The sequence below is a fragment of the Runella sp. R5_40 genome, from assembly GCF_057652295.1.
This window is the reverse complement of the sequence record NZ_JBYFCH010000001.1, coordinates 689,070-715,324: the sequence shown is the minus strand read 5'-3', so window position 1 is coordinate 715,324 and position 26,255 is coordinate 689,070. Positions and strand designations below refer to the sequence as shown.

At 46.1% G+C, this 26,255-nt stretch carries 23 protein-coding genes; 9 read left to right on the top strand and 14 right to left on the bottom strand.

Features of this window, described 5'->3' with window-relative positions:
* The first annotated feature begins 111 nt into the window (after nt 1-111).
* The 8 genes from AC23N5_RS03080 (at nt 112) to AC23N5_RS03045 (ending at nt 10,152) form a co-directional block, all read left to right on the top strand.
* On the top strand, nt 112-1,950 hold the full coding sequence (locus AC23N5_RS03080; protein ID WP_487754432.1) for an exo-alpha-sialidase: 1,839 nt from the start codon (nt 112-114) through the stop codon (nt 1,948-1,950).
* Nucleotides 1,951-2,022: 72 nt separating this feature from the next.
* On the top strand, nt 2,023-4,749 hold the full coding sequence (locus AC23N5_RS03075; protein WP_487754431.1) for an alpha-d-galacturonidase: 2,727 nt from the start codon (nt 2,023-2,025) through the stop codon (nt 4,747-4,749).
* An 87-nt stretch (nt 4,750-4,836) separates the two neighbouring features.
* On the top strand, nt 4,837-6,438 hold the full coding sequence (locus AC23N5_RS03070) for an MGH1-like glycoside hydrolase domain-containing protein (RefSeq protein WP_487754430.1): 1,602 nt from the start codon (nt 4,837-4,839) through the stop codon (nt 6,436-6,438).
* A gap of 79 nt (nt 6,439-6,517) precedes the next feature.
* Nucleotides 6,518-7,633 (top strand): lactonase family protein, encoded by a 1,116-nt coding sequence (locus AC23N5_RS03065; protein ID WP_487754429.1) that lies wholly within the window; start codon nt 6,518-6,520, stop codon nt 7,631-7,633.
* Between the two features lie 39 nt (nt 7,634-7,672).
* On the top strand, nt 7,673-7,939 hold the full coding sequence (locus tag AC23N5_RS03060; protein ID WP_221225697.1) for a hypothetical protein: 267 nt from the start codon (nt 7,673-7,675) through the stop codon (nt 7,937-7,939).
* Nucleotides 7,924-8,211: a type II toxin-antitoxin system RelE/ParE family toxin gene (locus AC23N5_RS03055; protein ID WP_183977518.1), complete on the top strand. Its 288-nt coding sequence runs from the start codon at nt 7,924-7,926 to the stop codon at nt 8,209-8,211. The genes AC23N5_RS03060 and AC23N5_RS03055 overlap by 16 nt, the downstream gene beginning before the upstream one ends.
* Nucleotides 8,212-8,226: 15 nt before the next feature.
* Nucleotides 8,227-9,483 carry a DUF2264 domain-containing protein gene (locus tag AC23N5_RS03050; RefSeq protein WP_487754428.1) on the top strand — a complete coding sequence of 419 codons (1,257 nt, stop codon included), beginning with the start codon at nt 8,227-8,229 and terminating at the stop codon, nt 9,481-9,483.
* Nucleotides 9,484-9,519: 36 nt separating this feature from the next.
* Nucleotides 9,520-10,152 carry a carbohydrate-binding family 9-like protein gene (locus AC23N5_RS03045; protein ID WP_487754427.1) on the top strand — a complete coding sequence of 211 codons (633 nt, stop codon included), beginning with the start codon at nt 9,520-9,522 and terminating at the stop codon, nt 10,150-10,152.
* A 57-nt stretch (nt 10,153-10,209) separates the two neighbouring features.
* Here the strand turns inward: AC23N5_RS03045 and AC23N5_RS03040 are convergent, their stop codons facing one another.
* From AC23N5_RS03040 to AC23N5_RS03005, 8 genes are all read right to left on the bottom strand, one after another.
* Entirely contained in the window at nt 10,210-10,635 is a 426-nt protein-coding gene (locus AC23N5_RS03040; protein ID WP_487754426.1) for a nuclear transport factor 2 family protein, read from the bottom strand.
* A gap of 2 nt (nt 10,636-10,637) precedes the next feature.
* Nucleotides 10,638-11,939 (bottom strand): MFS transporter, encoded by a 1,302-nt coding sequence (locus AC23N5_RS03035; RefSeq protein ID WP_487754425.1) that lies wholly within the window; start codon nt 11,937-11,939, stop codon nt 10,638-10,640.
* A gap of 55 nt (nt 11,940-11,994) precedes the next feature.
* Nucleotides 11,995-12,660 carry a bifunctional 4-hydroxy-2-oxoglutarate aldolase/2-dehydro-3-deoxy-phosphogluconate aldolase gene (locus AC23N5_RS03030; protein WP_487754424.1) on the bottom strand — a complete coding sequence of 222 codons (666 nt, stop codon included), beginning with the start codon at nt 12,658-12,660 and terminating at the stop codon, nt 11,995-11,997.
* A 46-nt stretch (nt 12,661-12,706) separates the two neighbouring features.
* Entirely contained in the window at nt 12,707-13,777 is a 1,071-nt protein-coding gene (locus AC23N5_RS03025) for a PfkB family carbohydrate kinase (RefSeq protein ID WP_487754423.1), read from the bottom strand.
* A 101-nt stretch (nt 13,778-13,878) separates the two neighbouring features.
* Entirely contained in the window at nt 13,879-15,288 is a 1,410-nt protein-coding gene (uxaC, locus tag AC23N5_RS03020) for a glucuronate isomerase (protein ID WP_487754422.1), read from the bottom strand.
* 21 nt (nt 15,289-15,309) lie between these two features.
* Nucleotides 15,310-16,857, bottom strand: coding sequence for a tagaturonate reductase (locus AC23N5_RS03015; protein WP_487754421.1), 1,548 nt, complete (start codon nt 16,855-16,857; stop codon nt 15,310-15,312).
* A 229-nt stretch (nt 16,858-17,086) separates the two neighbouring features.
* A complete protein-coding gene (locus tag AC23N5_RS03010) occupies nt 17,087-19,000 on the bottom strand; it encodes a glycoside hydrolase family 88 protein (RefSeq protein ID WP_487754420.1) in 1,914 nt (637 codons plus the stop codon).
* Between the two features lie 67 nt (nt 19,001-19,067).
* Nucleotides 19,068-19,421: a cupin domain-containing protein gene (locus tag AC23N5_RS03005; protein ID WP_229601419.1), complete on the bottom strand. Its 354-nt coding sequence runs from the start codon at nt 19,419-19,421 to the stop codon at nt 19,068-19,070.
* A gap of 333 nt (nt 19,422-19,754) precedes the next feature.
* Here AC23N5_RS03005 and AC23N5_RS03000 point away from each other — a divergent pair, with 333 nt between their 5' ends.
* Nucleotides 19,755-20,678 (top strand): AEC family transporter, encoded by a 924-nt coding sequence (locus AC23N5_RS03000; RefSeq protein ID WP_487754419.1) that lies wholly within the window; start codon nt 19,755-19,757, stop codon nt 20,676-20,678.
* A 6-nt stretch (nt 20,679-20,684) separates the two neighbouring features.
* On the opposite strand, the gene AC23N5_RS02995 is transcribed toward AC23N5_RS03000, so the two are convergent.
* The 6 genes from AC23N5_RS02995 to mreC all read right to left on the bottom strand — a co-directional run bounded on the left by AC23N5_RS02995 (nt 20,685) and on the right by mreC (nt 26,224).
* Nucleotides 20,685-22,886 carry a B12-binding domain-containing radical SAM protein gene (locus tag AC23N5_RS02995; RefSeq protein ID WP_487754418.1) on the bottom strand — a complete coding sequence of 734 codons (2,202 nt, stop codon included), beginning with the start codon at nt 22,884-22,886 and terminating at the stop codon, nt 20,685-20,687.
* 3 nt (nt 22,887-22,889) lie between these two features.
* The gene (gene gmk, locus AC23N5_RS02990; RefSeq protein ID WP_487754417.1) at nt 22,890-23,456 is read right to left on the bottom strand and encodes a guanylate kinase; all 567 of its coding nucleotides are present in this window, start codon (nt 23,454-23,456) and stop codon (nt 22,890-22,892) included.
* A gap of 6 nt (nt 23,457-23,462) precedes the next feature.
* On the bottom strand, nt 23,463-23,738 hold the full coding sequence (locus tag AC23N5_RS02985) for a hypothetical protein (protein ID WP_221225696.1): 276 nt from the start codon (nt 23,736-23,738) through the stop codon (nt 23,463-23,465).
* Nucleotides 23,739-24,029: 291 nt separating this feature from the next.
* On the bottom strand, nt 24,030-24,659 hold the full coding sequence (locus tag AC23N5_RS02980; protein ID WP_183977498.1) for a sigma-70 family RNA polymerase sigma factor: 630 nt from the start codon (nt 24,657-24,659) through the stop codon (nt 24,030-24,032).
* Between the two features lie 216 nt (nt 24,660-24,875).
* Nucleotides 24,876-25,379: a hypothetical protein gene (locus AC23N5_RS02975; RefSeq protein WP_028523754.1), complete on the bottom strand. Its 504-nt coding sequence runs from the start codon at nt 25,377-25,379 to the stop codon at nt 24,876-24,878.
* Entirely contained in the window at nt 25,376-26,224 is an 849-nt protein-coding gene (gene mreC, locus AC23N5_RS02970) for a rod shape-determining protein MreC (protein WP_487754416.1), read from the bottom strand. The genes AC23N5_RS02975 and mreC overlap by 4 nt, the downstream gene beginning before the upstream one ends.
* Between the last annotated feature and the right edge of the window lie 31 nt (nt 26,225-26,255).

Below are 26,255 nucleotides of genomic sequence, written 5' to 3'. Positions count from 1 at the left end.
TAGGATAATCTTCACTGGCTCGATGCTGTTCTATTAACCCCATGCTTTAGCGTGGGGCATGAAAAAAAACGTAATAGCGAAGGGCTTTAGCCCTGACAAACTTTGGTACAAATGAAGCACAAACACCATTCCCTTTTTCTGCTGACTTGGCTAATTGGCACAGTTGTCCAAGCCCAAGACACCATTCGCTACGTAGGCAAAACACTGTCTAATGTGGATTATCACCACGGGCAATTAAGCCCTGCGGTGGGAGTGCATAACATTCAGGTATTCAGGGCCGACCGCGAAAATAAAAACGGAACGGCCTTGGATTGGACTTACAACCACGCCCCGATGCTGGTGTATTGGAACAACACGTTTTACCTGCATTATTTGAGCAATCCCGTGGGGGAACACGTCCCGCCTGGCGCAACCCTCATTACATCTTCCAAAGATGGCTATCAATGGACCACCCCAACGGTGCTTTTTCCCACTTACCGTATTCCTGACGGTTGGACAAAACAAGGGTATGCAGGCGTGGCCAAAAACCTTGATGCTGTCATGCACCAACGCATGGGTTTTTATGTCTCGAAGAAAAATCGCTTGTTGACATTGGCGTATTATGGAATTGCCTTGGATGCCAAAGACGATCCGAACGACGGGAAAGGAATTGGCCGCGTGGTGCGGGAAATTTACGCCGACGGGCGGTTTGGCCCCATTTATTTTATTCGACACAACGCTACTTGGGATAAGTCGAAATCGGCTTATCCGTTTTATACCACTTCCAACGATGCAGGTTTTGTGGAAGCATGTAACGAGCTGTTGGCCAATCCGCTCATGATGCAGCAATGGCTCGAAGAAGCCGACCGCGACGACCCGCTCGTGCCGTTGAAGCGGGAATTGAAGGCGTTTAGTTACTACCATTTACCCAATGGAAACGTGGTGGGTTTATGGAAACACGCCTTGACGTCGGTGAGCAAGGACAACGGCAAAACGTGGTTGTACGCGCCATTACGCGCGCCTGGCTTTGTCAACAGCAATGCTAAAATTTGGGGGCAACGGACGTCCGATGGACGCTATGCCACGGTCTATAACCCTGCGGAGTTTCGTTGGCCGCTGGCGGTATCGGTTAGCAAAGATGGACTCGCGTACGATAACTTGTTGTTGGTCAATGGCGAAATTACGTCCATGCGTTACGGCGGAAACTACAAATCGTACGGGCCACAATACGTTCGTGGCATGGAAGAAGGCAACGGCACGCCACCCGATAAAAACTTGTGGGTGACGTATAGCATGAACAAAGAGGATATTTGGGTATCCAAAATTCCCGTGCCCATTACCGATGAAGTAAAAACGCACGTCAATGACGTATTCAATGACTTAGCTGCGGGAGATGAACTGAAATTTTGGAATATTTTTAGCCCGCTTAGAGCGTCAGTAAAAATCGAAAAAGCAGCCGATGGTTCCAAAAACTTGGTACTACGCGACAGCGATGCGTTTGATTACGCTAAAGCCGAACGGGTTATTCCTGAGAGCAAAAAAGTGGTGGTTACGTTCACGGTTGTTCCCCAACAAACCGACAAAGGACGGTTGCACATTGAATTACAAGATGCCAAAGGCAGTGCCGCTACGCGCTTGATTTTTGATGTGGATGGGGAACTGAAAGCCAAAGTTGGCTACCGAAATTCGGGCATTATGAAATACGAAGCAGGCAAAGCCTACGAAATTCGGCTCGAACTCGACCCAAGCAAACGAATTTTTAATGTGTTTGTAAATGGCCAAAGCAAGGGGGCAAAAGTCTATTTCGCTCCCGTAGCCTCGTTCAAACGGGTCGTTTTCCGTACGGGCGAAGTCCGCCGTTTCCCCGACGCCGACACCCCCACCGACCAGAATTACGACTTGCCTAACAGCAGCGCCGTGGAGTCGGAAGCTGTATTTGTCATAAAATCGTTGAAAACAGCGAATAACTGATGTTTTTTGCCATACTCCGTGATACTCTGTGTCTAACTCTGTGAACCTCCGTGTTCCCAAAAATGAAAATTCATGAGAAAACAACCCTTTTATTGGTTATGTCTTATTCTGTTTTCGGCGAAGGCGGCTTTTTCCCAACAAACCGTCAACATCTGGGCAACTGACCCAAGCGCACGGGTGAATTTTGGGGTAGAAAAGCTAAAAACAGCCTTGAGCGTTGCAGGTTATCAAGTGACTTTAAACAAAAGCATTGCCAAGAATAGCTACCAAATTGTCGTTGGAGTAGCCACCGACCCCGTTTTTCAAAAACTTACACTTGGTCAAAAACTCACGCTTGCCGCCAATCCCTCCAAAGAAAGTTTTGAACTCCTCAAGCAGCCCACTTCTCCGTTGTTTGTGGCGGGGAGCGATGCTTCGGGGGCTTTGTACGGGTGTTTAGAATTAGCGGAGCAATTCAAGAAAAACCAACGTTTACCCCAACAACTTTCGCTCAAAGACCAACCCGAAATGGTGCTTCGTGGGACGTGTATTGGTATTCAAAAACCTGTTTATTTACCTGGTCGTGAGGTATATGAATATCCTTATACTCCCGAGACGTTTCCGTGGTTATACGACAAAGCGCAGTGGATTAGGTATTTAGACATGATGGTCGAAAATCGGTACAATTCGCTCTATTTGTGGAACGGACACCCGTTTGCGTCGTTGGTGAAATTGAAAGACTACCCGTACGCGTTGGAGGTGGATGAGGCAACGTTTCAAAAAAATGAAGCGCTTTTTAGCTTCCTCACCACCGAGGCCGATAAGCGCGGAATTTGGGTGATTCAGATGTTTTATAACATCATTGTTTCTAAACCTTTTGCCGAAAAACATGGCATTAAAACCCAAGACCGCAACCGCCCGATTGTGCCATTGATTGCCGATTATACGCGTAAATCCATAGCAGCTTTTGTCGAAAAATACCCGAACGTAGGGCTACTCATTACCCTCGGTGAAGCGATGGAAGGGCAGGGGCAGGATGACGTCGATTGGTTTACCAAAACCATCATTCCAGGCGTGCAAGATGGACTCAAAGCCCTGGGGAAAACGACCGAGCCGCCCATTGTGCTTCGTGCCCACGATACCGACGCCCCTCGGGTGATGAAATCGGCGTTGCCTTTGTACAAAAATCTCTATACCATGGCTAAGTACAACGGCGAAGCGCTAACCACCTACACGCCTCGCGGCAAATGGGCCGATTTGCACCGCAGTTTGAGCCGCATTGGGACAGTACACGTCGAAAATGTGCATATTTTGGCCAATTTAGAGCCTTTTCGCTATGGTTCGGCCGATTTTATTCAAAAATCGGTACAAGCCATGCACAACGTGTACGAAGCCAATGGACTGCATTTGTATCCGCAAGCATCGTATTGGGATTGGCCTTACACGGCCGATAAAGCCGAAAAACGCCTTTTTCAACTGGATCGTGACTGGATTTGGTACAAAACGTGGGCGCGCTACGCGTGGAATTCAAAACGGGAGCGCCCCGCCGAAATAAATTATTGGGGCAATCAACTGGCAGAGAAATACGGCTTACCGCTCGATAAGGGCAAAGATGTGTTGGAAGCTTACGAACAAACGGGGGAAATTTCTCCTAAACTCCTTCGCCGCTACGGAATCACGGACGGAAACCGCCAAACGCTGACGTTGGGCATGTTGATGACGCAGCTCATTAATCCGTTTCGGTACGGTTTGTTTACCCTCATGTACGAATCGGAAGCGCCTGAGGGTGAAATGATTATTGAGTATGCAGAAAAAGACTGGAACCGACAGCCGCACCTTGGCGAAACGCCCGTGAAGGTAGCCGATGAGGTGGTTGTTCACGGCCAAAAAGCCGTAGAGGCGATTGAACGTGCCGCCGCCAGTGTGACCCAAAACAAGGAGGAATTTGGTCGCCTTCGCAACGACGTCCATTGCCAAGATGCCATGGCGAATTTCTATGCCGAAAAAGCGCGGGCGGCACTGGCAACGCTACGTTTTAAGTACTCAAACGATGTTCGTGATTTGGAGAAGGCATTACCGCATTTGGAGAAAAGCGTAAGCCATTACGCTAAGCTCGTTGCCTTGACCAAAGATACTTATTTGTATGCCAACAGTATGCAAACGCAGCAACGCAAAATTCCGATGCGTGGGTTTGAGGGTGCGTACAAAACGTGGACAGAAATGCTGCCCGTTTATGAAAAAGAGTTGAAAACGTTTAAGCATAAAATAGATTCGCTCAAAACCCGTAGTTCGCAGACTGCCAAGCAATTGGTTCTATTGCAACCTGCCGAAGTGACCCTACAAAGCCCGCAGGCAGCGTGGTTTTCGGCGGTAAAAGGACAAGCCGTTTTTAGTGATACGGCGGCAGTGATTAGCGGAATTGCGCCCGAATTACAGGCGTTGAAAGGAATTAAGTTGGCCAAAAATCAACTTCAATCGCAACGTACCACACTGACTTTCACGACGCAAGAGCCTGTGAAGTTATTGGTTGGGTTTTTCAACGAAAAGAAAGCCAGTTATTTACCAACTCCCGAGCTAGAAACCGACGCCAGCGCCAATGATTACGGACAAGCCGAAATCAAAATTTCAAATGCTGTTTTGGTCAATGGTTTGCCACCTGCTAATGTCCATGCGTATTTGTTTGGGGCGGGAACGCATACCCTAAATCTGGGCAAAGGGGCGTGCCTTTTGTTGGGCTTTGTGAAAGGAAACCAAACCATCCCTATTTTCGACGCGGGCATGGCGGGCAACAAGAAGAATATTGATTGGTTGTTTGAATAGTATCAGGCCAGAGGCCTGATAATAGTTGTCACGCGGCAGAGCCACGCGCCATCCAAGGCCAAAATGACAAAATATAAGATTTAACCCATGTACACGAAAAAATATAATACGCTCTTTGCCTTTTGCCCCTTGCAAATTTGCCGTGGGACGGTCAGACTCTTACCCCTTGCCTTTTGCCTTTTGTTCCTTCAAAGTTTCGCTCAAAAGGCAACGGTTTTAACCACCGACGCACTCAAAAAAGACATTGCTTATTTTAATTCCATCGACGAGGAAGCCGTCAAAAACTACGTCACCAACGAGCAATCGTTTGAATGGCTTTCTAAAAACGTTCCATTGTTTGATTGCCCCGATTCGGTCATTCGGACGGTCTATAATTACCGTTGGTGGTCGTTCCGAAAGCACCTCAAACAAACGCCTGATGGCTTTATTTTTACCGAATTTATCACCAAAGTCAACCACGCGGGTAAGCACAACGCCATTAGCAGCGCCTTGGGGCACCACATTTACGAAGGGCGCTGGTTGCACAATCCGCAGTACATCAACGACTACATTTCGTTTTGGCTGTACGTTGACCCTAAACATAGCGTTCAACGTTTTCATGCTTTTAGTAGCTGGGTGGACGATGCCGTTTATGGTCGGTATTTGGTAAACTTAGACAAAACTTTTTTACAAAAAACACTGCTTGATTTAGAGGCCGATTACCGTAAATGGGAAGCGGAGAAAATGCTCCCAACGCAGCTTTTTTGGCAATTTGACGTTCGTGATGCGATGGAAGAATCGATAAGTGGCTCGCGAAAAGAAAAAAACATCCGCCCGACCATCAACAGTTATATGTACGGAAATGCCCTTGCGTTATCGCGCATGGCGGCGATTGTGGGCAATGATACGCTTCGTCAGAAATACCAGCAAAAAGCCGAAACGCTCAAACGCCTCGTTCACGAAAACTTGTGGGATGAATCAGCGTCGTTTTTTAAAGTAAAACACGAAAACGGCCACCTCGACCAAGCCCGCGAAGCCATTGGGTTTATTCCGTGGTACTTCAACCTGCCCGACGATGCTCCAAAATACGCCCGACAGTGGGAACAACTTACCGATACGACGGGGTTTCGGGCCCCTTGGGGATTGACCACCGCCGAGCGCCGACATCCGCTGTTTCGGACGCACGGTTCGGGGCACGGCTGCGAGTGGGACGGCCCCGTGTGGCCTTTTGCCACGACCCAAACGCTCCGAGCGCTATCAAATTTGCTTACTAATTACAAAAACCACGGGAGAATGACGCCGCAGGTGTTCTACGATGAGCTTCACCGTTATGCGCGTTCGCACCAAATGAAGGGCAAGTTGTACCTCGGAGAATACCAAGACGAGAAAAATGGCCGATGGCTCAAAGGCGACGACCCCCGCAGCAAGTTTTACAACCACTCAGGCTATGCCGATTTGATTATCAGTGACTTGGTAGGGCTCAAACCCCGCGCCGATGATGTTTTGGAAATTCACCCGTTAGTTCCTCAAAATCAGTGGGATTGGTTTTGTTTGGATAAAGTTTTGTACCACGGAAAAAGCGTAACTGTGCTTTGGGATAAAACGGGTAAACACTACCAAAAAGGAAAAGGCTTGCGCGTATTGGTGGACGGTAAAGAAGTAGGACGAGCCAAAAAACTGCAACCGATGAAGTTGAAATTAGGGCGGTAGAAGTAAGAAAGTAGCTATAAATCCTTTAAAAAGCGGACTCTCACTGAGTTCGCTTTTTACTTTTATAAACATACACAGAATGAAACGAAGCAATTTCTTACTGGTCGGCCTGCTGGCAATGTTCAATGTTTGTGCGTGGGGACAAAACGCCGATAAGTACCTCTTTATTGGTACTTACACAACCAAAACCAGCGAAGGCATTTATGTCTATAAATTCAATACCGAAACGGGTGATTTTAGCCCAGTAAGCATTGCCAAAGGGGTCAAAAATCCTTCTTTTTTGGCTATTTCACCCGATAAACGTTTTGTGTATTCGGTTGCGGAAGTCAATGGCGGAGCGGTTAATTCGTACTCATTCGATAAAAATACAGGAGCATTGACGTTCATCAATACCCAATCGGCGGGAGGAAATGGCCCCTGTCACGTGGCGACTGACAAAAAAGGGAAATGGGTGATGGTGGGAAACTACGGAGGTGGTAGTTTGAGTATTTTACCCGTGCAGGCCGACGGCTCGTTGGGAGTGGCTACCCAAACTATTCAGCACGAAGGCAAAAGCGTGAATGAGGCACGCCAAGAGAAAGCACACGTCCATTCCATCAATGTTGCGCCTAACAACGTCGATGTATTTGTGCCTGATTTGGGTATGGACAAGATTATGACCTACACCCTCGATACAAAAGCAGGACGTCTTACGCCTGGCAATCCTGCGTTTACGGCGGCCACGCCTGGGGCTGGGCCACGCCACTTTACGTTTCACCCCAACGGAAAATGGGCGTACGTCATCAATGAACTTGACGCAACAATGACGCGCTTTGAGTACAAAAAAGGGAAATTAACGCCCATACAAACGGTGACGACGCTCCCCAATGGCTACACGGGGCGTATGTGGTGCGCCGATATTCACGTTTCGCCCGACGGGAAGTTTTTGTACGGCTCCAACCGCGCCCAAGAGAGCTTAGTCATTTATGGCATTGCCCCAAAAACGGGTGAGCTTACCTACGTCGGAAACCAAGATGTACTCGGTAAAACACCCCGCAATTTTATGATTGATCCTACGGGAAAATGGGTGCTTGTGGCGAATCAAGATACCGACAACGTCGTGATTTTTAGCCGAGATACCAAAACGGGGAAATTGACACCCACTGGCAAAGAAATCAAAGTCTCGATGCCTGTGTGTTTGAAGGTGCTGGAGTGAGAAGGGTTAAATTTGCTTTTCTGACATTTTTCTCTAATTTTGATTAAAACTAAAAGAAGTAAAACGATGTCGGTGATTGAGCTAAAAGAAAAAATACATCAACAAATTGACTTGCTAACCGATGAGCAAGACATTGAAGATTTGTATGCTAATCTCAGTTTCTTTTTTCAAAGTAGAGAAATTCATTTTGATAGTAATGCCCCTGCGTTTGTACAAACTTTGACCACTTCGTTACAACAAAACCCAGCCGAAGGAGTGAGAAGTGATGAGTTGCGAAACAAGGTAAACGAATGGCTTTCCAAATAATATATTCGCCCAATTCCCAAGAAGATATTAGGGAAATATTGGTCTATCTGTTAGATAAATGGGGTTTTGAAGCTTCTCACAACTTTTCAGAATTTCTAATTGATACCGTTGATATGCTTGTACGGCAGCCTTACGCTGGCCGAAAACACGAACTTTTAAGCTCCGTTCGTGAGTTTAGAGTCAAACCCCACTACTTAGTTTATTACAGCGTTTTGGAAGAACAACAAATTATTCATGTGCTGAACATTGTTGATTCAAGGCGCAAACGCTAATTTTTATCCCTACCAATGAACCGACGAAATTTTCTCCATACCAACGCGGCCTTGGGATGGGGTGTGCTGAATTGGCAAAAGCCATTGCAACCCGCTGCCGAAAACGTGCGCCTGTATTGGGCCAAGCTACTTTACAAAATCGCCGAACCCGTCCTGAGAAATTTGAGCCAACACACGCTGGTCAAAAACTGGAAAGTGGAGTTTAGCCCCACCTGGGACAACCGCAATGCCAAAGTCGCGTACTTGGAGGCTTTTGGCCGTACCATCGTGGGCGTGGCACCTTGGTTGGCCTTGCCCGACGACGATACCGAAGAGGGAGTATTACGCAAAAAGCTCAAACAGTACGCCCTCAAAAGCATCGAAAACAGCGTCAACCCCGACTCGCCCGATTACATGCTGTGGCGAAAAGAAGGCCAAACGCTGGTGGACGCCGCCTTTTTGGCGCAGGCGTTTCTCAAAGCGCCCGATGCGCTCTGGAAACCGCTGGATGCTACTACCCAAAAACGGGTGATTGAGGAGTTTACACTGTTACGACGAGTTGTTCCGCCCAACAATAATTGGGTACTTTTTGCGGCCATTGTAGAAGCTTTTCTGTTGTCGATTGGCGAAAATGCCGACCGTTATCGCATTGAGTTTGGCGTTCGGAAAATTGAGGAGTGGTACGTAGGAGATGGTTGGTTCAAAGACGGCGAAGTGTTTCACATAGATTATTACAATTCGTTTGTCATCCAACCCATGTTGGTGGACGTACTGCAAACGTGGCTGGAAGTCAACAAACGCCAAGCGCCCAACGGAAACCACAAAGCCTTACAAGACCGTACTAACCTTGCCATAAAACGAATGCAGCGCCATGCCGATTTTTTGGAACGTTTAATCTCCCCAGAAGGTACATTTCCTGCCTTTGGCCGTAGTATTACGTACCGAGTAGCTGCATTTCAGTCGTTGACGCACGCCGCATTGATTCATCAGCTACCCGAAAACGTAACTCCGTCGCAGGCGCGTTGTGCCCTGACGGCCGTCATCAAGCGGATGTTTTCGCAAGAAGGGGTGTTCGACCAAGAAGGCTGGCTGACGCTGGGCTTTGCGGGACATCAGCCCACGATTGCCGACTCGTATTCCAACTCAGGAAGTATGTATCTGACTACGTTGGGATTTTTGCCACTTGGCTTACCTGCGTCTGACCCTTTCTGGGTCGATGCTGATGCCGAATGGACGCAAAAGAAAGCGTGGTCAGGAAAGCCCTTTAAAAAAGACGGAGCCGTTAATTATTAGCCAATTATGTACAGTTTTCTACTATCGTTGTTCCTCATGAATCTTGCTAACCCTTCTGTTACCTTAACTTCCCAGCAATGGTTGACGTTGCCCGAAACGCAATTCAAATACGCTACCGACGGTCGCACGGCTCCTCAGCCAACGCAAGTAAAACTTCGTTACGACGACACGTATTTGTACATTGATTTTGAGTGCGGCCAAAACCCTTTTTGGAAAGAAAATAGCTACCGAGGGCACAATACCGATATGTGGAATCAGGAAGTGTTTGAGTTGTTTATTGCCGAAGGCGAAGCCATTCCGACGCGGTATTTGGAACTAGAAATTAACCCTAATAATGCTCTTTTTGTGGGATGGATTGAAAATCCTACGAAAGAAGCCCCGCAAAATTTGGCGTTTGTACCTTACGAAAAAGCGGGAATAAAACATGAAGTGAAGACCGCAGGCGATACGTGGTCGGGCAAAATGCAGATTCCGTGGGCTTTATTGGGCGGTAAAAAGGACACCTATCGCCTCAATTTTTACCGCATCGTCTCGCTCCAATCGCATTCAACTACTGACTGGAAATGTAGCCCTGCCGATTGTGCTTTTTTGTGTTGGAGTCCAACCATGAGTGGAGCAACCCCACGATTCCATCGTCCTGATTCTTTTGGGACATTACATTTGAAATAAAACAAAACCTCCCGAAAGTTTTGAACTTTCGGGAGGTTGAGCAACCCGACCCACTTATTAAATCTTCACCGCTTGGCGCGCTAACATTTTCCACTGTCCTTTTTGTTTTTGCCAAACGAGCAGAATCGCAATATTAGCGGTTCCTGCTTGCCCTTTGTTGTTGGTTTTGGCAGAAAGCTTGTGGCGAACGATGGCATTGTTGCCCACAATTTTGATGGTTTGTTCGGTCAAATCAATCGTAACAAAGTCAGATTCTCCGCTCACAATAGCGCGAACAAACTCTGCTTTGTCTTCCACTTTTCCACTTGAATGCCCGTAGCTAAGGCCGTCAGCGGCAAGGTTTTCGAGGACTGTTTTATCAGCGTCTATCATCGCTTTTTTGAGCGCTTCAACGGCGTTGGCTACCGCTACTCCATCTTTCGACTGTGCTTGCGCTGCCCACGAGCAAACGCTAAGAAAAAGTACTAAGACTATCTTTTTCATCATTATAATTCAACGGGTTTCATTTTTGGTACTAAGAAGTGCATAACCACCCAGGCCAAAACATAGGCTGCTCCGCATACAAAAAACATGATGTAATATGCCGTTTCGATTTGATTAATAGAACGGTAATAGACAAACATGTTTTTCTGAACCAACAGTGAAAGCAAAATACCTCCCAACGCGCCAAACATACCGCCGATTCCAGTGACGGAGGCTGTGGTGTATTTGGGAAACATATCAGAAACTGTCGTGAAAATATTGGCACTCCATGCTTGGTGAGCCGCCGCCGCAAAACCAATGACTAAAACGGCCAACCACATGTTTATACCACCCAAAATTTGAGCAAAAACGATAGGTGACACGCAAAGTGCGTAAACCAACATCGACGTTTTACGGGCTTTAAAGACAGGCCAGCCCATCTTGATGAGATACATAGGCACATAACCTCCACCTACGCTTCCAATCGTGGATAACGTATAAACCAACGCCACAGGAATCGCGATTTCAGTGCCTGTGAGTTTGTATTGGCTTTGGAGAAAATCGGGCAACCAAAACAAGTAAAACCACCAAATAGGGTCAGTGAGGAGTTTACCAAGTGCAAAAGCCCACGTTTGTTTAAAACTCAACAGCTTTGTCCAAGGAACTTGTGGTTTATCTACGTCATTTTTATCGGCCAATACCTCCGCCGCGTCAGAGTGAATGTAATCGTATTCGGCTTTAGAGAGTTTGGGGCTTTTGCTTGGCGTTTCGTAAAACATTAGCCAAAGAACCAGCCATATAAAACCCAACATCCCTGTAATAATAAAAGCCCATTGCCAGCCCATTTCAGCCGCGATAAAAGGCACTGAAAGCGGGGCTACAATCGCTCCAAAATTGGTGCCTGAGTTGAAAATTCCCGTGGCAAAAGCGCGTTCTTTTTTAGGAAACCACTCTGCTACGGTTTTAATCGCAGCTGGGAAGTTGCCCGCTTCGGTAATACCCAACGCCGAGCGCACGACTGCAAACCCGAAAACCGTATTGACCAAAGCATGGGCTACTGCTGCGAGGCTCCACAGCGTAGTCGCCACTGCATAACCGATTTTGGTACCCAACTTATCCACTAAACGTCCTGCACCAAGCATCCCGAAAGCATAAAATAGTTTAAATGCAATCTCAATGTTGGCATAGTCACCATCGTTCCAATTGAGTTCTTCAGAAAGGGTGGATTTTAAAAGGCTAATAACCTGCCTGTCAAGGTAGTTAATGGTAGTTGCAAAAAACACCAGACCACAAATCGTCCAGCGATAATTACCGATTTTTTCCATTTAGGTAGAAGGGTTTAAATCCTTGTAATATAGAAGGTTGTTTAGGGGCAACCTACTACTTCGTAAGGGTTTGGTAATAACTAATTAGAGCACTTATCTTTTGCGTAATTTCTTCGAAATTGCCTGCTTCGACGACATTTTTTGGAAAAAGTTGCGAGCCGATTCCCACGGCGCTTACCCCTGCGCCAAACCATTCTTTGAGGCTTTCTGGAGTGGGTTCTACGCCTCCTGTTACCATTACTTTGGTGGCAGGCATCGGGCCTTTAAGCGCTTTCACAAAGCCAGACCCAACCACATTGCCAGGGAAAATCTTCACGATTTCAGCGCCCAGTACCGTGGCTTTATATACCTCCGAGATGGTCATCGCACCTGGCATCCAAGCAATGTTATGTGCTTTACAAACGTCAGCGACATCGGGAGATGTAACGGGTTGTACTAAGAAGTCGGCACCCGCTGCAATGAACTCTTCGGCTTGCTGTCCGTTGAAAATCGTTCCAATACCTAAAGCCATTTCTGGGTAGTTTGTACTTATGTATTGGCGCAATACTTTGAAAACTTCTTTGGCTTTGTCGCCACGATTGGTAAACTCAAACGCCCGAATTCCGCCCTCGTAACACGCCTTGATGATTTGACAGGTAAGGTCTGCGTCGGCATGGTAAAACACGGGGACAATTGGGGCGTTGGCTAAGGTTTGATAGACTTTTTGTGGTTCAAAGGCCATTTCTGAGGGGAAATTAATGGTTATGTATTTTCAGGAGATGAGGAATTCAAAGTAGCCTCGGTAGAGGCGCAACATTTGTAGTACTTTGGAGGGTTTCTTGCACATCCTCTACGCGTTGTTGAGTGGCGTCGCCGTATTCTTGCAGTTTGCCAAAAGCAGCCGCCGCTGCAAAATCAATAATGTCTTGCGGAGCGTGATGTTGGCTTAATCCGTAAATGAGTCCACCCATAAAACAGTCACCGCTGCCGACTTTATCGACTACTTTTTCGGTCGTGAATTCAGGGGAAACGTACTGCTGCCCATCTTTGTAGAGAGTGGTGTAATACTCAATGCCTTGTCCAAACGCGTCAAAACGGAACGTATGTGCTACCACTTTGCATTTGGGATAAGCCGCTTGAAGTGCTTCTGCGGTCGTAATACTATGTTCCAAATACCTTTCTTGGGTATGAACTTCTTCCACTGTTTTATCGACAGGAATGCCCAAAAGGGTATTGGCCGCCCAAATATTGCCCATGATGACATCACAATACTTGACCAATTCGGGCATAATTTCAACGGGTTTTTTGCCGTATTGCCACAATTTCGCACGGTAATTGAGGTCCACCGAAATGGTCAAGCCTTTGCGGGAAGCAACTTCTAAGGCTTCTTTACAGGCATCGGCTACGTCTTGGTTGAGGGCGGGGCTAATGGCACTAAAATGAAACCAAGAGCAGCCTTCCAACACTTCTTCCCAGTTAACTTTCCCTACAGCAAGTTCGGAAAACGACGAAAACGCGCGGTCGTAAATCACGCCCGCGTTTTTGAGGTCAGCACCTTGAGGAAGGTAATACGCCCCAATTCGGCTTCCAAAATGGCGAATACCCGCGGTATCAATGCCTTTTTGGGTCAAATATTCTTTGATTTCGACCGAAAGTTGGTTTTCGGGCATGATGGTACTGTACCGAACAGGAATGTTCCAATTAGCAAGGGCATTGGCCACATTGAGCTCGGCTCCTCCCACAAACACAGGCATGTTTGCTTGCTTAATCCATTCTCCGTTGAACTGAGGCGAAAAGCGAAGGAGAACTTCCCCAAAGCAGCAAATAGTCCCCAATCCTACGTTATTTTTGATGTCCATAGTGCTATACTTTTAGTACATAGGCGGTTGTGAGCAACCGCCTGTACGAAAAATGAAAACTTAATAAATCTTAGTGCCTTAGTGGTTGAGAAAAAAAGGTTCTAAAATCCAAAGTATTGTTTTGCGTTGTTGTAACAAATGTTCTGAACCACTTGGCCAACCCATTCCATATCGCTCGGGATTTCGCCGTTTTCGATGTCATTTCCGAACATATTACACAAAATACGACGGAAATACTCGTGACGAGGGAACGACAAAAACGAACGTGAGTCGGTGAGCATACCTACAAAGCGGCTCAACAAGCCCATGTTCGACAAAGCCGTAATTTGTTTTTCCATGCCGTCTTTTTGGTCTAAAAACCACCATCCCGACCCAAACTGAACCTTACCCGCAATCGACCCGTCGTTGAAGTTGCCAATCATGGTCGCAATCACTTCGTTATCGGCAGGGTTGAGATTATAAATAATGGTTTTGGCCAATTGGTCGTATTCGTCCAAACGTCCCAAGAATTTCGACAATGCCATTGCTTGCGACCAGTCACCAATCGAATCCCAGCCGGTATCAGGGCCTAGAAGACGTAAAGCGCGGGCGTTGTTGTTGCGGAGTGCTCCCAAGTGGAACTGTTGCGTCCAACCAAGCTCGTGGTACATCGTGCCCAAGAAGTGCAAAATGGCGGATTGGTACACCAAGATGTCGTTTTGAGACAGCGTCTGTCCTGCAAGTGCTTTTTGCAAAATACTATCGGCTGCTTCTGGAGTAAAGTCAGCGGCGTAGATTTGCTCTAGGCCGTGGTCAGACAATTTACAGCCCAAAGAAGCAAAGAAATCGGCGCGCGCACGGAGTGCCTTGGTAAGGTCGTCGTAACGATTGATTTCAAAACCAACGATAGCACCTAATTTTTGGAGATAGGTAGCAAAGTTGGCGTTGCCAATTAGGATAAACTTATCAGGTCGGAAGGCTGGACGCATTTGAACTTCAAACGTCCCTTCTGTAGCTAATTGTTGGTGGTATTCTAGTGTATCGAGCGGGTCGTCGGTGGTACATACCACTTCTACGTTCATTTTGCGGAGCAAGTTACGCACCGAATAATCAGGGGTGCGCAGTTTCTCCGAACATTCGTCATAGATACGACGGGCGCTTTTGGGGCTTAAAACTTCGTGAACGTCGAAATAACGCTGCAACTCAAGGTGCGTCCAGTGGTATAGTGGGTTACGAAGGGTATAAGGCACGGTTTCGGCCCATTTTTCAAACTTTTCGTAATCGGTGGCAGCGCCCGTACAATAGTTTTCATTGATACCATTGGTACGCATCGCCCTCCATTTGTAGTGGTCGCCGTACAACCAAATTTGCGTCAGGTTCTCAAACGTTTTGTCGGCTACGATTTGGTCAGGAGGAAGGTGGTTATGGTAATCAATGATAGGCATTTGCTTCGCAAACTCGTGGTAGAGTGTGCGTGCGCTATCGGTTTGGAGTAAAAAATCTTCGTCAAGAAATGTCTTAGTTACCAACATGTCAGTAAATGAGGATTAAATTTAGAGAATCTCGTTCGTTTCGGCTACCTGAGAGGGATGTCTTAGAAAAAAGCTTTCGAGGGATTGTTTTACCCCATTTTCGAGCATATTTTCCAAGTTATCTATGATACTTTGCGTAAAGCCAGGTAGAAGCGATAAGTCCGCATCCCAAAGTGTTTTGTCTTGCAGCACTTTTTCAACTAGCTCTGCGGTATCGTATTGTTGCCATTTTTGGTAGAAATACTCGGCTTTTTCGTCTTGAATGGGATAAGGAATGCCGTTACGTTCACCAAAATACACAAAACCTTCTTTGGCAACAGGTTTCATAAAATACAAGTAAGCGGCAAACCCTAAAGAGATATATTGAGGAACGCAGTCGAAGATTTCGTAGTAGCGTAACAACGTAGCTACGTTCCGCATTTTCATTTTGGAGGTGTAATTGAGCGTGATGCTAAGCCACTGGTGATTGAGGTGAGGGTTGCGGAAACGGTCAATGACTTGCATTCCAAATCGCTGCGGACGTTTGTCGTCCATTGGATACGGAATGGCCAAGCCCAATTCGGCCAACATTAAATTGCCGATGAAAGAAGCCATAATTTCGTCTTGCATGGCGCTGATAACCGTGTCATAACCTGCAAGGTAGGCTAAACCGCAGCTAAGCGTATGCGTGCCGTTGAGCAAGCGAAGCTTGAGTTCACGAAACAAGTTAATATCGGGTTCAATAAAAATACCGTCGTCGGTTGTGGCAAATGAGAGAACTTGTTTGACGTGTTCGTCGCCTTCAATGGCCCACAAACGAAATACTTCGCTCAACGTCAGTAACTTATCTTCGTAACCTAGTTCATCGTACAACGCTTGGCACGTATCGGCGTCGGGTTTGCCAGGGACGATACGGTCAACGAGCGAGTTGCAAAAGTGATTGGCACTTTCGAGCCAATCAAAGAAGCCCGACTCTAGGCCATTGCGGTGAGCCAGTTCAATCACAATCGACTCCAATTTGGTGCCATTATCAGGAATCAATTCGGTCGGAACAATCACCAAACCTGATTCTTGGCTTCCCCCAAATGCTTTGAAACGAGCGTAAAGAAAGGCCAACAATTTGCCAGGAAACGAAGTAGGAGTTGTGTCCGAAATATCGTCTTGAACCAATTGAATTCCGACCTCAGTGGTATTGGAAAGAATAATTTGTAGTTCAGGATTTTTGGCGCACTCAAGAATAGCCTCCCACTGCGACTTGGCTGACAACACGCGACTGATGGCCGAGCAAATGATGTTTTCTTCGACGAGTTCGTTGTTTTCAATCCCGCGAACACAAAGTGTATATAAACCATCTTGCTCGTCGAAAGCAGCCGAATCGCCCGAGTCAGTCGATTTTACAACCACAATACGGCCATTGAATACGCCTTGGCGATTGGCTTTGTCAATCAAATAATCAGGTAAGCCTCTCAGCAGTACCCCCGTCCCAAATTGTAATACTTTTTCGGGAAGGTCAAATATAGACGCCTCAGGTACGACCAAATTTGGGTGCTGGCGTAGGCGCGATAGTTCGTTTATAGATAGATGGCTCATTGGTGGAATAGTGCTATCAATTCAAATTTTTGGTTCAAAAAAAGGAAGGTTGTATTGTATTCGGATTCGAGATTACGACCTATTCTGCTTGACTTCAATCTTTTGTCGAATTATTTCCACGCAATCGTTTTCGGTAACGTTTTCGTAAAAACTTGCCAGTTGCTTGCCTTCTCCAAACAGAGAAGGACAAGCAGGTTGGATTCGCAAGCGACTGGGAAGCCTAAGTTTTTTATTTTTTTGTGGTCAACAGCCACGTTGCCAAATCTTTGGCGGCTGAAAAGTTTTCGTAGGTCATCGGAATGCGACGACCGTCGGTATATTCGTTGTAAAGCCAAGGGTCACCCACGGCAAAAACCGTGCCTTTGCCAACTTTCGATACGGCCATGATAACGTCGCCTTTTTGCGTGATAAGTGCTTGCGCAGGAGCTTTTACTTCCAACGGAGATAACTCTTTGATATAGACTACGCGCGTATTCTTAAATACAGCGTTGTCTGCTGGAATGTCCACGCGTCCTTGTTCCCACTGCTGTCCTTGTACCATGTTGACGTTTTTGGGCAAAAACTGGAGTCCAAATTCTTTGGCCAAACGGTTGAAGTGAGGATGTTCGCAGTTGGATGTGTCATTAGACATCAGCACCAGCGTTCCTCCTGCTTTTACCCAAGCGCTGATGGCTTTGATGTCGCCCTCTTGGACAAAATTTGGGGCAGCAGTTTCTTTCTTGGTGTCGGGGTCAACGATGATATAGACGTTGACATTTTTGAGGTTAGCAGCGGTTGGGGCGGCTGTAATGCTGGTGGTTTTGGCCCCTAAATCGCGAAAAATAGTTCCCCAAAGCCAAAAACCTGAATGTTGGCGGTCTTCCCACGTGTAGTGAAATTGCTCTTGGTTGCCATTGTGGTCTTTTCTGAATTCATGATTAAAATAATAATCAGCAGCTACCACTTTGCCTTTTCCGAGGCTGTTTTCTGCGGCAATTTCCATTTCTACGCTGGCAAAAATAAACGGCCCCACACCTTTGAGGTCGTTTTTGCGGATTGGCTCGCTCAAGTAATATTCGTAAGTGCCATCGCGGTAAGGAGAACCTCCAAGGCCACCCACGCTCACCGTTTTGTTAAGGCTGATGGTACCATTGGCTTCTTCTTCCACAAATTCCTTCAAAATACCTGCGTATCCTTTTTTGGCCGAAGCAAGGTAAGTGGCAGGCAAATACCCCATCCGTACGCCTTTGGCGAGGGCATACACAAACATGCACGAAGCCGATGCTTCAAAGTAGTTTCCTTTGCGCGTTCCTTGGGTAGTCATTTGGTACCACACGCCCGACTTGGCGTCTTGGTATTTTACCAATGCAGGGGCAAGGCGCTGAAGGTATTTAATAAGATTGGCGTGTTCAGGATGGTTGGCGGGCATATAATCTAAGACATCGACCAATGCCATGGCGTACCAGCCAATCGCTCTGCTCCAAAAGTGAGGCGAAAGACCCGTTTTGGGGTCTGCCCATTTTTGCTCTTTACTTTCGTCGTACGCGTGGTAAACCAAGCCCGTTTTGGGGTCAACGGCGTATTTTTCGATGAGGGCAAACTGTTTGGCGATGTGGTCGAAATGCTCAGGATGGTTAAAAATAAGACTGTACTCAGCAGCAAAAGGCTCAGCCATAAACAGGCCGTCGAGCCACATTTGATACGGGTAACGTTTTTTGTGCCAAAATCCACCTTCTTTGGTTTGGGGTTGGTTCTCAATTTGCTTCCAAAGCAAATCGGCGGCTTTGCGGTACTTGTCTTTGTCGGGTTGGGTTTGTTGGTACAAGGTCAACAAGGCCCGACCCGTAGGGATATTATCAAGGTTAAAATCGTCGTATTTGTACGTGCGGATGGAGCCGTCTTTTTGAACATAGCGATCCATATCACGGCGCACGTATTCAAAGTATTTGCCATTTCCTGTCCGATTCCACACTTTTTCGATGGCTTTGTACATCAAGCCCTGCTCATAATCCCAACTGGCAGGTTTGTTTTCTTTGACCGCGATGGAGTCTTTGTGCCAAGTCATAAACGACTCAGCCATGCGTACCGAATAGGGGGCTTTTTGGGCGGTAGCTGTGTAGGCTACCAACATACCTACGATGAGATGTAGAAGAACGCGTTTCATATTGATAGTTAAAAAATGGAGGCTAAAAGTAATGACTGTTTGTGGTACTGCTTTCCTGTACCTTAGGCTACAAAAAATCTTCGCGGAGTGGGTTAAATACGTCGATGAGTACACCTTCTTCGTGACATACCGCGCCATGCAATACATTGGAAGGTACAAAATAGACATCTCCTGCTTGAAGCAAACGACTTTCGTCTCCAATCGTCACCTCAAAGGCCCCACTGGCGACGTAGCTAATTTGTAAATGAGGATGCTTGTGCATAGTACCTATTCCTCCCTGTAAAAAGGCTACTTTAACCAACATTAATTCGTTGGAGAAGGACATAATCTTCCGTTGGATTTTATCGTCAACTTTTTCCCAAGGGATGTCACCGTCGGCCACCAAGGCTTTCTCGAATGCAGGATGAATAGAAGAGTTCAAAATTGTATTTTTTAGCTATGAATGTGTTGGCTTTGACTACCAAGGTTGTAGTTTGGTAGGATTGAGTTTATTTTTAATTATGGAGTAAATCAACGATTTGCGCCGATATTTTTACGCAATCGTTACCGATAACGTTTGCAAAATTGTACTTAACAAAAAATAGATTGTAATCAGGCAAGAAAATGCCACTTGTTGACGCTTTGCCTCAATAAAAACTACGCATAAAATATTGGCCCAAAAATTAGACTTTTCAAAGTTTTTGGTCGTCCTTCCAACGCACTTTTGTAGTTTTGCATTTGTAGTGCTTCGCATTCGCTCTTCAACTCACTTCCCATGAATCAGACCAACAGTGTTTTTCTCATTACCCTTGGCATTGCCACAATGGGTTTTTTGATTAAAAAATTTGATTTTGTGACCGAAAAAGACGGAAAATCAATCTCTAAATTTCTGATGCACACGACGTTCCCTGCGTTGATGATTGTCAGCACGATTCGCATTGATTTTAAACCCGCTTTGTTTTTTAGCCCTTTGCTGTGCATTGCTTTGGGGTCGATAATGACGCTTATTGGCTGGTTTTGGTTTTCGGGTTATTCCGACCGCCTAAGAGGAATGCTGACGATGGCCTGCGGGGGGCTCAATGTAGGTTTATTTGCCTTTCCTATTATTGAGGGAATTTGGGGTAGAGAAGGACTGGTTTACGTCGCGATGTTCGACATTGGTAATACCATCATTACCTTCGGATTGGTTTATTCGGTGGGGAGTTATTTTGCGGTAAAAGAAGAAGGCACTTCCGTAGAATTTAAAAAAGTGCTGCGAAAAGTACTCCAACTGCCGCCGCTGCAAGCCATGTTTATTGGTCTAACGATCAACGCGCTCGACATCGAACTTCCGACCGTTGCCTACGATTTTTTGGACGTACTGGCCAAAGCCAACAAGCCGTTGGTGCTTTTACTGATGGGGATTTACATGAGTTTTGCCCTCGAAAAGAGCCAAGTATGGGCAGTGGCAAAGGTTCTGGCTATTCGGTATGGCTGTGGGCTATTGGCGGTTGTGTTGCTTTATACGTTTATTCCTGAGCCTTCCATGTTTCGTAATGTGTTGATTGTCTGCGTAATTCTGCCAATTGGAATGACGATTCTTCCTTTTGCCGACGAACTCAATTACGATTCTCGAATCGCGGGAGTTTTGGTCAATGTGTCTTTGATTATTAGCTTTCTACTGATGTGGGGGCTTGTGGTAGGATTGCATTTAGCCTAGCGTCTCCTAGAGAATTAACAACCCATTCTCACGAAGTTTTTTCCACGTTGGCGTTTTGGAGAAAGCGCTAAAACTTCCCAAATGAGCTGCTTCAAACTCCGTTTGTAATTGTTGGAAAGCAAGTGGTTGTTCAAAAAGGTGAATCGCGATTTTTGGAAATAACCCTTCCCAAAAATGCGCTTGCTGGGCAGGAAGTTGAATGCTCCAATCGTGTTTTTTATCGTAAAAATGGAGTTCGGCCAATTCGATTACTTTTTTTCCTTGCTTTACCTCAAAATACTCCACATTAGGGAGCTTCCCAAGCCAAACCACAAAGGCATTTTTACGGACGCTATCTTCATTTTGCGCCATTTGTCGCTGAATGTAATTCGGCGGAATCGTCGTCGTAGGTACTTTTGAATCAAACCATTTTGAAAGAGGAATATCAAAACCTACTCCGTGCATGTAGTTAAACAATGACTTGCGAAGCCCTTCGCTGTACAAATCGTGGTTGGCGCCTTTGGGGTCGTCGTGGTACAAATCATTATCGGCAAAACCTCCGAAGCTAGGCCCAATGCGCTGCACGTCGAAAGCGTCGGGCGCCAAACCCACGGGACTGTGGGAAGTCATGGCAAAACGGTGCCAAAAACCTGATTGGAGAACGCCATTTTCAAATAATTGACGCACCATTTCGAGCGAATCAATGGTTTCTTGAGCCGTTTGTGTCGGAAATCCGTACATCAAATAGGCGTGAACCATGATGCCCGCTTGGGTAAACCCATCGGCGACGCGTGCTACTTGTCCTACAGTTACCCCTTTTTTCATCATCGCCAACAAGCGATCAGAAGCGACTTCTAGTCCACCCGACATGGCAATGCAGCCTGAGGCTTTGAGTAATAAAGATAAATCGTGGGTGAAGTTTTTTTCAAAACGAATATTAGTCCACCAAACGACGGTTAGCTTGCGGCGGATGATTTCAATTGCTACGTCGCGAAGCAAAGCGGGCGGCGCGGCCTCGTCCACAAAATGAAAGCCATTTTGCTGGGTTTTGGCAATAATCTCTTCGATTCGGTCGCAAATCAGCGCGGCCGTGAGAGGTTCATAGTTTTTGATATAATCCAGCGAAATGTCACAGAAAGAACATTTTCCCCAGTAGCAGCCGTGGGCAAGGGTCAGTTTGTTCCAGCGCCCATCGCTCCAAAGGCGGTGCATTGGATTGACAATTTCGATAACCGAAAGGTAGTCCAATAAACATAAGTCGGAATAATCGGGCGTCCCCGTGTCTCGTTGCGCTACGTCTTTTTCCGAAGCACCGTTGTAATAAACAACTTGATTGTCGGTACGAGCAAACGTCCGTTTGAGCGAAGACAAAGAGCGTTTTTCTTCTAGGTATTGGAGCAATGTGCGCAGAGGAGCCTCGCCGTCGTCGAGACAAACAAAATCGAGGTAATCAAATACGCGCGGGTCCGAAAGTGAGCGCAGTTCGGTATTACAAAAGCCACCTCCCATCACGATTTTTACGTCAGGATAGTGTTTTTTGAGGTACTGACCGCACTTTAGTGCTCCAAACAAATTGCCTGGAAAAGGAACACTCAAACAAACAACGGTAGGCTGGAATGCCCCCATTTTTTGTTCCAATAACTCATGGAGAAAAACGGTAATAAGCGTGTCAGGCTTTTGAAGTTCGGCCAAGAGTTCGTCAAAATGCGTAGCAGTGCGTCCTAAGCGTTCGGCGTAGCGGCTAAATCCAAAATGAGGGTCGATGGCTTCTTGCAGAAAATCACCCAAATCTTCCAAGTAGAGAGTTGCCAAATGGCGGGCTTTATCCTGCGTACCCATGGTTCCAAACGCCCAATCGAGGTCTTCCACGTCTTTGAAGCGGGATGCTTCGGGCAAATAGGCGCGGTCGCAGATGCTGTGGGCGAGGGTGGGATTTTTATTTTGTAGAAAAGAAATGACGGGCTCGATGGTCGCGATGTATTCGTCGCGAAGGTGATAGACACGAAACGCGTTTTCGGTAAGCTCTATGTCATGCTCGGCTTTTTCGAGGGCATCGAAGAGTTGGGTAAGCCCTTGGGCCGAAAATAGCTTCAAAATGACTTCAATCCCCAAATCGGCTTGGTGAGAAACAACGCCCAGCGTGTTCAGAAACCCCTTGATGTAAGCCGTAGCAGGGTAGGGGGTATTCAGCTGAGTGAAAGGCGGAGTGAGTAGTAAAACCTTTTGCAACTGCTATTTTGTAAAGTCTTCGACCAATTCTTCGGCTTTGGCAAGCGCAGCTTCTAAATCATCATTGACTAGAATAACGTCAAATTTATCTTGGAATGACATTTCAAATTTTACCTTGAAGAGTCGTTTAGACAAGCTGTCTTCGGTTTCTGTCCCGCGTGACATGAGGCGTTCTTTGATTGCTTCTTCGCTGGGAGCTTTCACAAAGATGGCCAATGCCCGCTCTTGGAAATACTCTTTTAGCTTGAGCCCACCTTTTACGTCAACGTCAAAAACGACGTGTTTGCCGCTGGCCCACAAGCGTTCGATTTCTGATTTTAACGTACCGTAGTAGCCTCCAGGATATACTTCTTCCCATTCAACAAACTCGTTGTTGTCAATTCTTTTCTTAAAATCGTCGGGCGTAAGAAAGTAATAGTCTTTGCCATCCACTTCGTTGCGGCCACGGCGGTCGCGGGTGCAGGCCGAAATAGAAAACCCTAAGTTGTTGTACTTAGTAAGAAGGTGTCTAACGATAGTGGTTTTACCAGAACCAGACGGGGCGGAGAAGATGATGAGTTTTCCTTCCAAAGCGTATTATATATTGAGTTTGGCTTTGATTGTAGCGACGAGATTGTCGGGGCAAAGGCGTTTATCAATTTTCGATTGAAGAGATTCTTTGACGCACTTTTCGAGGTGATACATTTTGATGCAATGCAAGCAGTGGTCCATGTTCTTTCGGAAGTGATCCTTCTCGTCCTCGGTTGCTCCTCCATCTAAGACCGCCTGAATCTTTTTCAGACACTCTGCGTGGTGCTCGCAGTACTCTTTCTGATACTTCGTGTTCTCTGTGGCAGAAGGTGACGATTGCATATCCAATACTATTGTAAAGGTTCAATGAATTCTTTGAATCTTTCTGTTTTTTTTGTTATTTATTATAAAAAGGAATTCTTCAAAGAAAAAGTTCACGAATACTTCTGAGCTTCCTGTTGGGCAGTGTAAACGACTTTTTATTTTCTAATCTCCCTGTTATTCAAACTAAACCAATTTAACCAAGCAAATCGTTCACCAACAACACAAATGTTTATGAGCAAACATTTTGGGTGTCTGCTTTTGGTGATTTTTTCTACGCGTTAGCCCGCAAGAAAAGGGTGGTTATGATTGCTACTCTTCGTCAGTATCGTAGCCCATTGAAGCGGCATACGTTCTGAGTTTGTCTTTGAGGAGATTCCGAGCACGGTGCAGACGAGAACGAACTGTACCAATAGGAATATCCAGAATCTTAGCCATCTCTTCGTAGGTAAACCCTTCGATGTCACAAAGGATAATAACCGTACGAAAATCGACGGGCAACGAATTAAGGGCCGTAGCCACTTCGTCGCCAATCATGTCTTGGACAGTCTCGACGCGCAAGTCGGTCGTATGGTCAACTTCTGCGGCTTCTTCCGAGTTGTAGGTAGTCTCTACTTCTTGGTAATCGACTTTAGAAGGTTCCTTACTACGCTTACGGTAGTCGTTGATAAAACTGTTTTTCAGGATTCTGAACAACCACGCTTTGGCATTAGTTCCCCGCTCGAAGGAAGAAATAAAACGGAAAGCTTTTAAATAGGTATCTTGGACAAGGTCGTTGGCATCGTCCTCGTCCATGGTTAGCCTAAAGGCAAAGTTGTACATGGAGTTTATGTGGGGCATAAACTCGCGGTTGAAGATGTCGTTGCGCTCTGTGTCGCTGTACGACGTTTCGGAGGCGGCTAAAGGTATTTCTTCGATTTCTTCTGACATAATGACTGACATGGCTGCCGTAAATTTACGAATTTTAACAAACCATCACCCTTCTCCGCAAATCATCTTTCTTCAATCAACAAAAACAATCCATGAAAGGTTATTTTTTTGTGATTAATTGTTGATAAATGTTCCCAGATTAGTTCGTACTAATATACGTCAAAAACTATTCCAATGGTTTTGGAAAATGAAAAGTGGGACAAAATGTCAGTGAAAAATAAACGAGGGTTAACGAGAAAAAAGGCGCGTTAGAATAATCGTCATTGTGGTAAACACAAGGCTACACACGATTTTTAAGAAGGTATAGGGGAATAAACGGAGGCTACCTGCTTCAACCAAAAACAACACCATGTGGTGAATCGAAATCAGCATCAGGATGTACGACAAGAAAGTGGGGAAGCCCAACTCTTTAATGGATAGCTGAAGGCGGCCTTCTGTAAGCTTTTGCCCAAGTTGATATTTAATAATAATAGGACGAAGGTAGGCGATTAGTACGGAGGCTGAAGTATGCAGCCCCAGGGTGTTGTCGAAGGTGTCGATAATAACCCCAGTAAAAAAACCAATGAACAATAACGCAGTGAGGTTGATTTCAATCGGTAAGAATAAAATAGCGCCTACGTAAATAAAACAGAACGCGTAGTCGAACAGCACCAAGTGACGTGCAACAAAAATGTGGAGCAACACGTACACGAGCCATCTGACGACAGTGCGAATGATTTCGGTTGGGTTCATTTGCGTTTTGGAGTGAGGCTTTCTTGAAGCGACTGTTGTTGTTCCAATAATTTGTTTTCTACCAAATACACGTACGAAATCTTCGAAAAGTCGGTAGAAAGTTTGAGGTCGATGTCAAAAAATGCTTGGTCAGACGCTACACGAAACGATTTTACAATACCAACGGCGATTCCAGGTGGAAAAACAATGTTTTGGTCAGAAGTTACGGCTGTATCGCCCTTCATGATTGTAGTATAACGAGAAATGTCCTTCAGCTGAATGAGGGAAGGGGTGGTATTATTTTCCCACTTGGCCGTTCCTTGGTCACCACTGCGGAGCAGCTTGGTAGAAACCATAAACTGCGAGTGCAGAATGGACGTGATGACTGAGAATTTTTTTTTGCAAATCTTGACCTTACCCACGACGCCTGTCGCCGATACCACGCCCATGCCTTCTTTGATGCCGTCGGCATAGCCTTTGTCGATGGTCAAGTAATTGTCAGCTCGGTGTGTACTATTTTCAATTACTTTGGCAATCGTCACAAATTTATACCGATTGGCAAAGGCAGAGTCTGCTTGATAGCCTACGGGGGCATTGGCGGGTTTTTGCTGTTGAAGCTTGGTAATCAGCTCGTTGAGGCGACGGTTTTCTTCGGCCAAGGCTGCGTTCACATTCCGTAAGTTGGTGTATTCGCGCGCTGCGTTAGACAATTCAAGGCTCCTAGCACTCAGGGTATTAGCTGTATTAAAGTACTCAACACTCCAGTAGTTGTTGTTATTGACAAGCAACCAAAAGCTAAACACCTCTAACAACACAAAGAGGATAAAATTGCGGTTACGCCCAATAAACTCAAATAGTTGGAGCATTTTTTTATTACATAGTCCACGGGCGATAGTA

Excerpts from the sequence above, each read along its gene's own strand:
- mreC (WP_487754416.1), bottom strand. The coding sequence starts at position 26,224 with ATGCTCCAACTATTTGAGTTTATTGGGCGTAACCGCAATTTTATCCTC.
- AC23N5_RS03035 (WP_487754425.1), bottom strand. The coding sequence starts at position 11,939 with ATGGAAAAAATCGGTAATTATCGCTGGACGATTTGTGGTCTGGTGTTT.
- AC23N5_RS03040 (WP_487754426.1), bottom strand. The coding sequence starts at position 10,635 with ATGAAAAAGATAGTCTTAGTACTTTTTCTTAGCGTTTGCTCGTGGGCA.
- AC23N5_RS02975 (WP_028523754.1), bottom strand. The coding sequence starts at position 25,379 with ATGAACCCAACCGAAATCATTCGCACTGTCGTCAGATGGCTCGTGTAC.
- AC23N5_RS03010 (WP_487754420.1), bottom strand. The coding sequence starts at position 19,000 with ATGAAACGCGTTCTTCTACATCTCATCGTAGGTATGTTGGTAGCCTAC.
- AC23N5_RS03045 (WP_487754427.1), top strand. The coding sequence starts at position 9,520 with ATGAATCTTGCTAACCCTTCTGTTACCTTAACTTCCCAGCAATGGTTG.
- AC23N5_RS03025 (WP_487754423.1), bottom strand. The coding sequence starts at position 13,777 with ATGGACATCAAAAATAACGTAGGATTGGGGACTATTTGCTGCTTTGGG.
- AC23N5_RS03070 (WP_487754430.1), top strand. The coding sequence starts at position 4,837 with ATGTACACGAAAAAATATAATACGCTCTTTGCCTTTTGCCCCTTGCAA.
- AC23N5_RS03075 (WP_487754431.1), top strand. The coding sequence starts at position 2,023 with ATGAGAAAACAACCCTTTTATTGGTTATGTCTTATTCTGTTTTCGGCG.
- AC23N5_RS03030 (WP_487754424.1), bottom strand. The coding sequence starts at position 12,660 with ATGGCCTTTGAACCACAAAAAGTCTATCAAACCTTAGCCAACGCCCCA.
- AC23N5_RS03015 (WP_487754421.1), bottom strand. The coding sequence starts at position 16,857 with ATGAGCCATCTATCTATAAACGAACTATCGCGCCTACGCCAGCACCCA.
- AC23N5_RS03050 (WP_487754428.1), top strand. The coding sequence starts at position 8,227 with ATGAACCGACGAAATTTTCTCCATACCAACGCGGCCTTGGGATGGGGT.
- AC23N5_RS03065 (WP_487754429.1), top strand. The coding sequence starts at position 6,518 with ATGAAACGAAGCAATTTCTTACTGGTCGGCCTGCTGGCAATGTTCAAT.
- uxaC (WP_487754422.1), bottom strand. The coding sequence starts at position 15,288 with ATGTTGGTAACTAAGACATTTCTTGACGAAGATTTTTTACTCCAAACC.
- AC23N5_RS03000 (WP_487754419.1), top strand. The coding sequence starts at position 19,755 with ATGAATCAGACCAACAGTGTTTTTCTCATTACCCTTGGCATTGCCACA.
- AC23N5_RS03080 (WP_487754432.1), top strand. The coding sequence starts at position 112 with ATGAAGCACAAACACCATTCCCTTTTTCTGCTGACTTGGCTAATTGGC.
- AC23N5_RS03055 (WP_183977518.1), top strand. The coding sequence starts at position 7,924 with ATGGCTTTCCAAATAATATATTCGCCCAATTCCCAAGAAGATATTAGG.
- AC23N5_RS02980 (WP_183977498.1), bottom strand. The coding sequence starts at position 24,659 with ATGTCAGTCATTATGTCAGAAGAAATCGAAGAAATACCTTTAGCCGCC.
- AC23N5_RS02985 (WP_221225696.1), bottom strand. The coding sequence starts at position 23,738 with ATGCAATCGTCACCTTCTGCCACAGAGAACACGAAGTATCAGAAAGAG.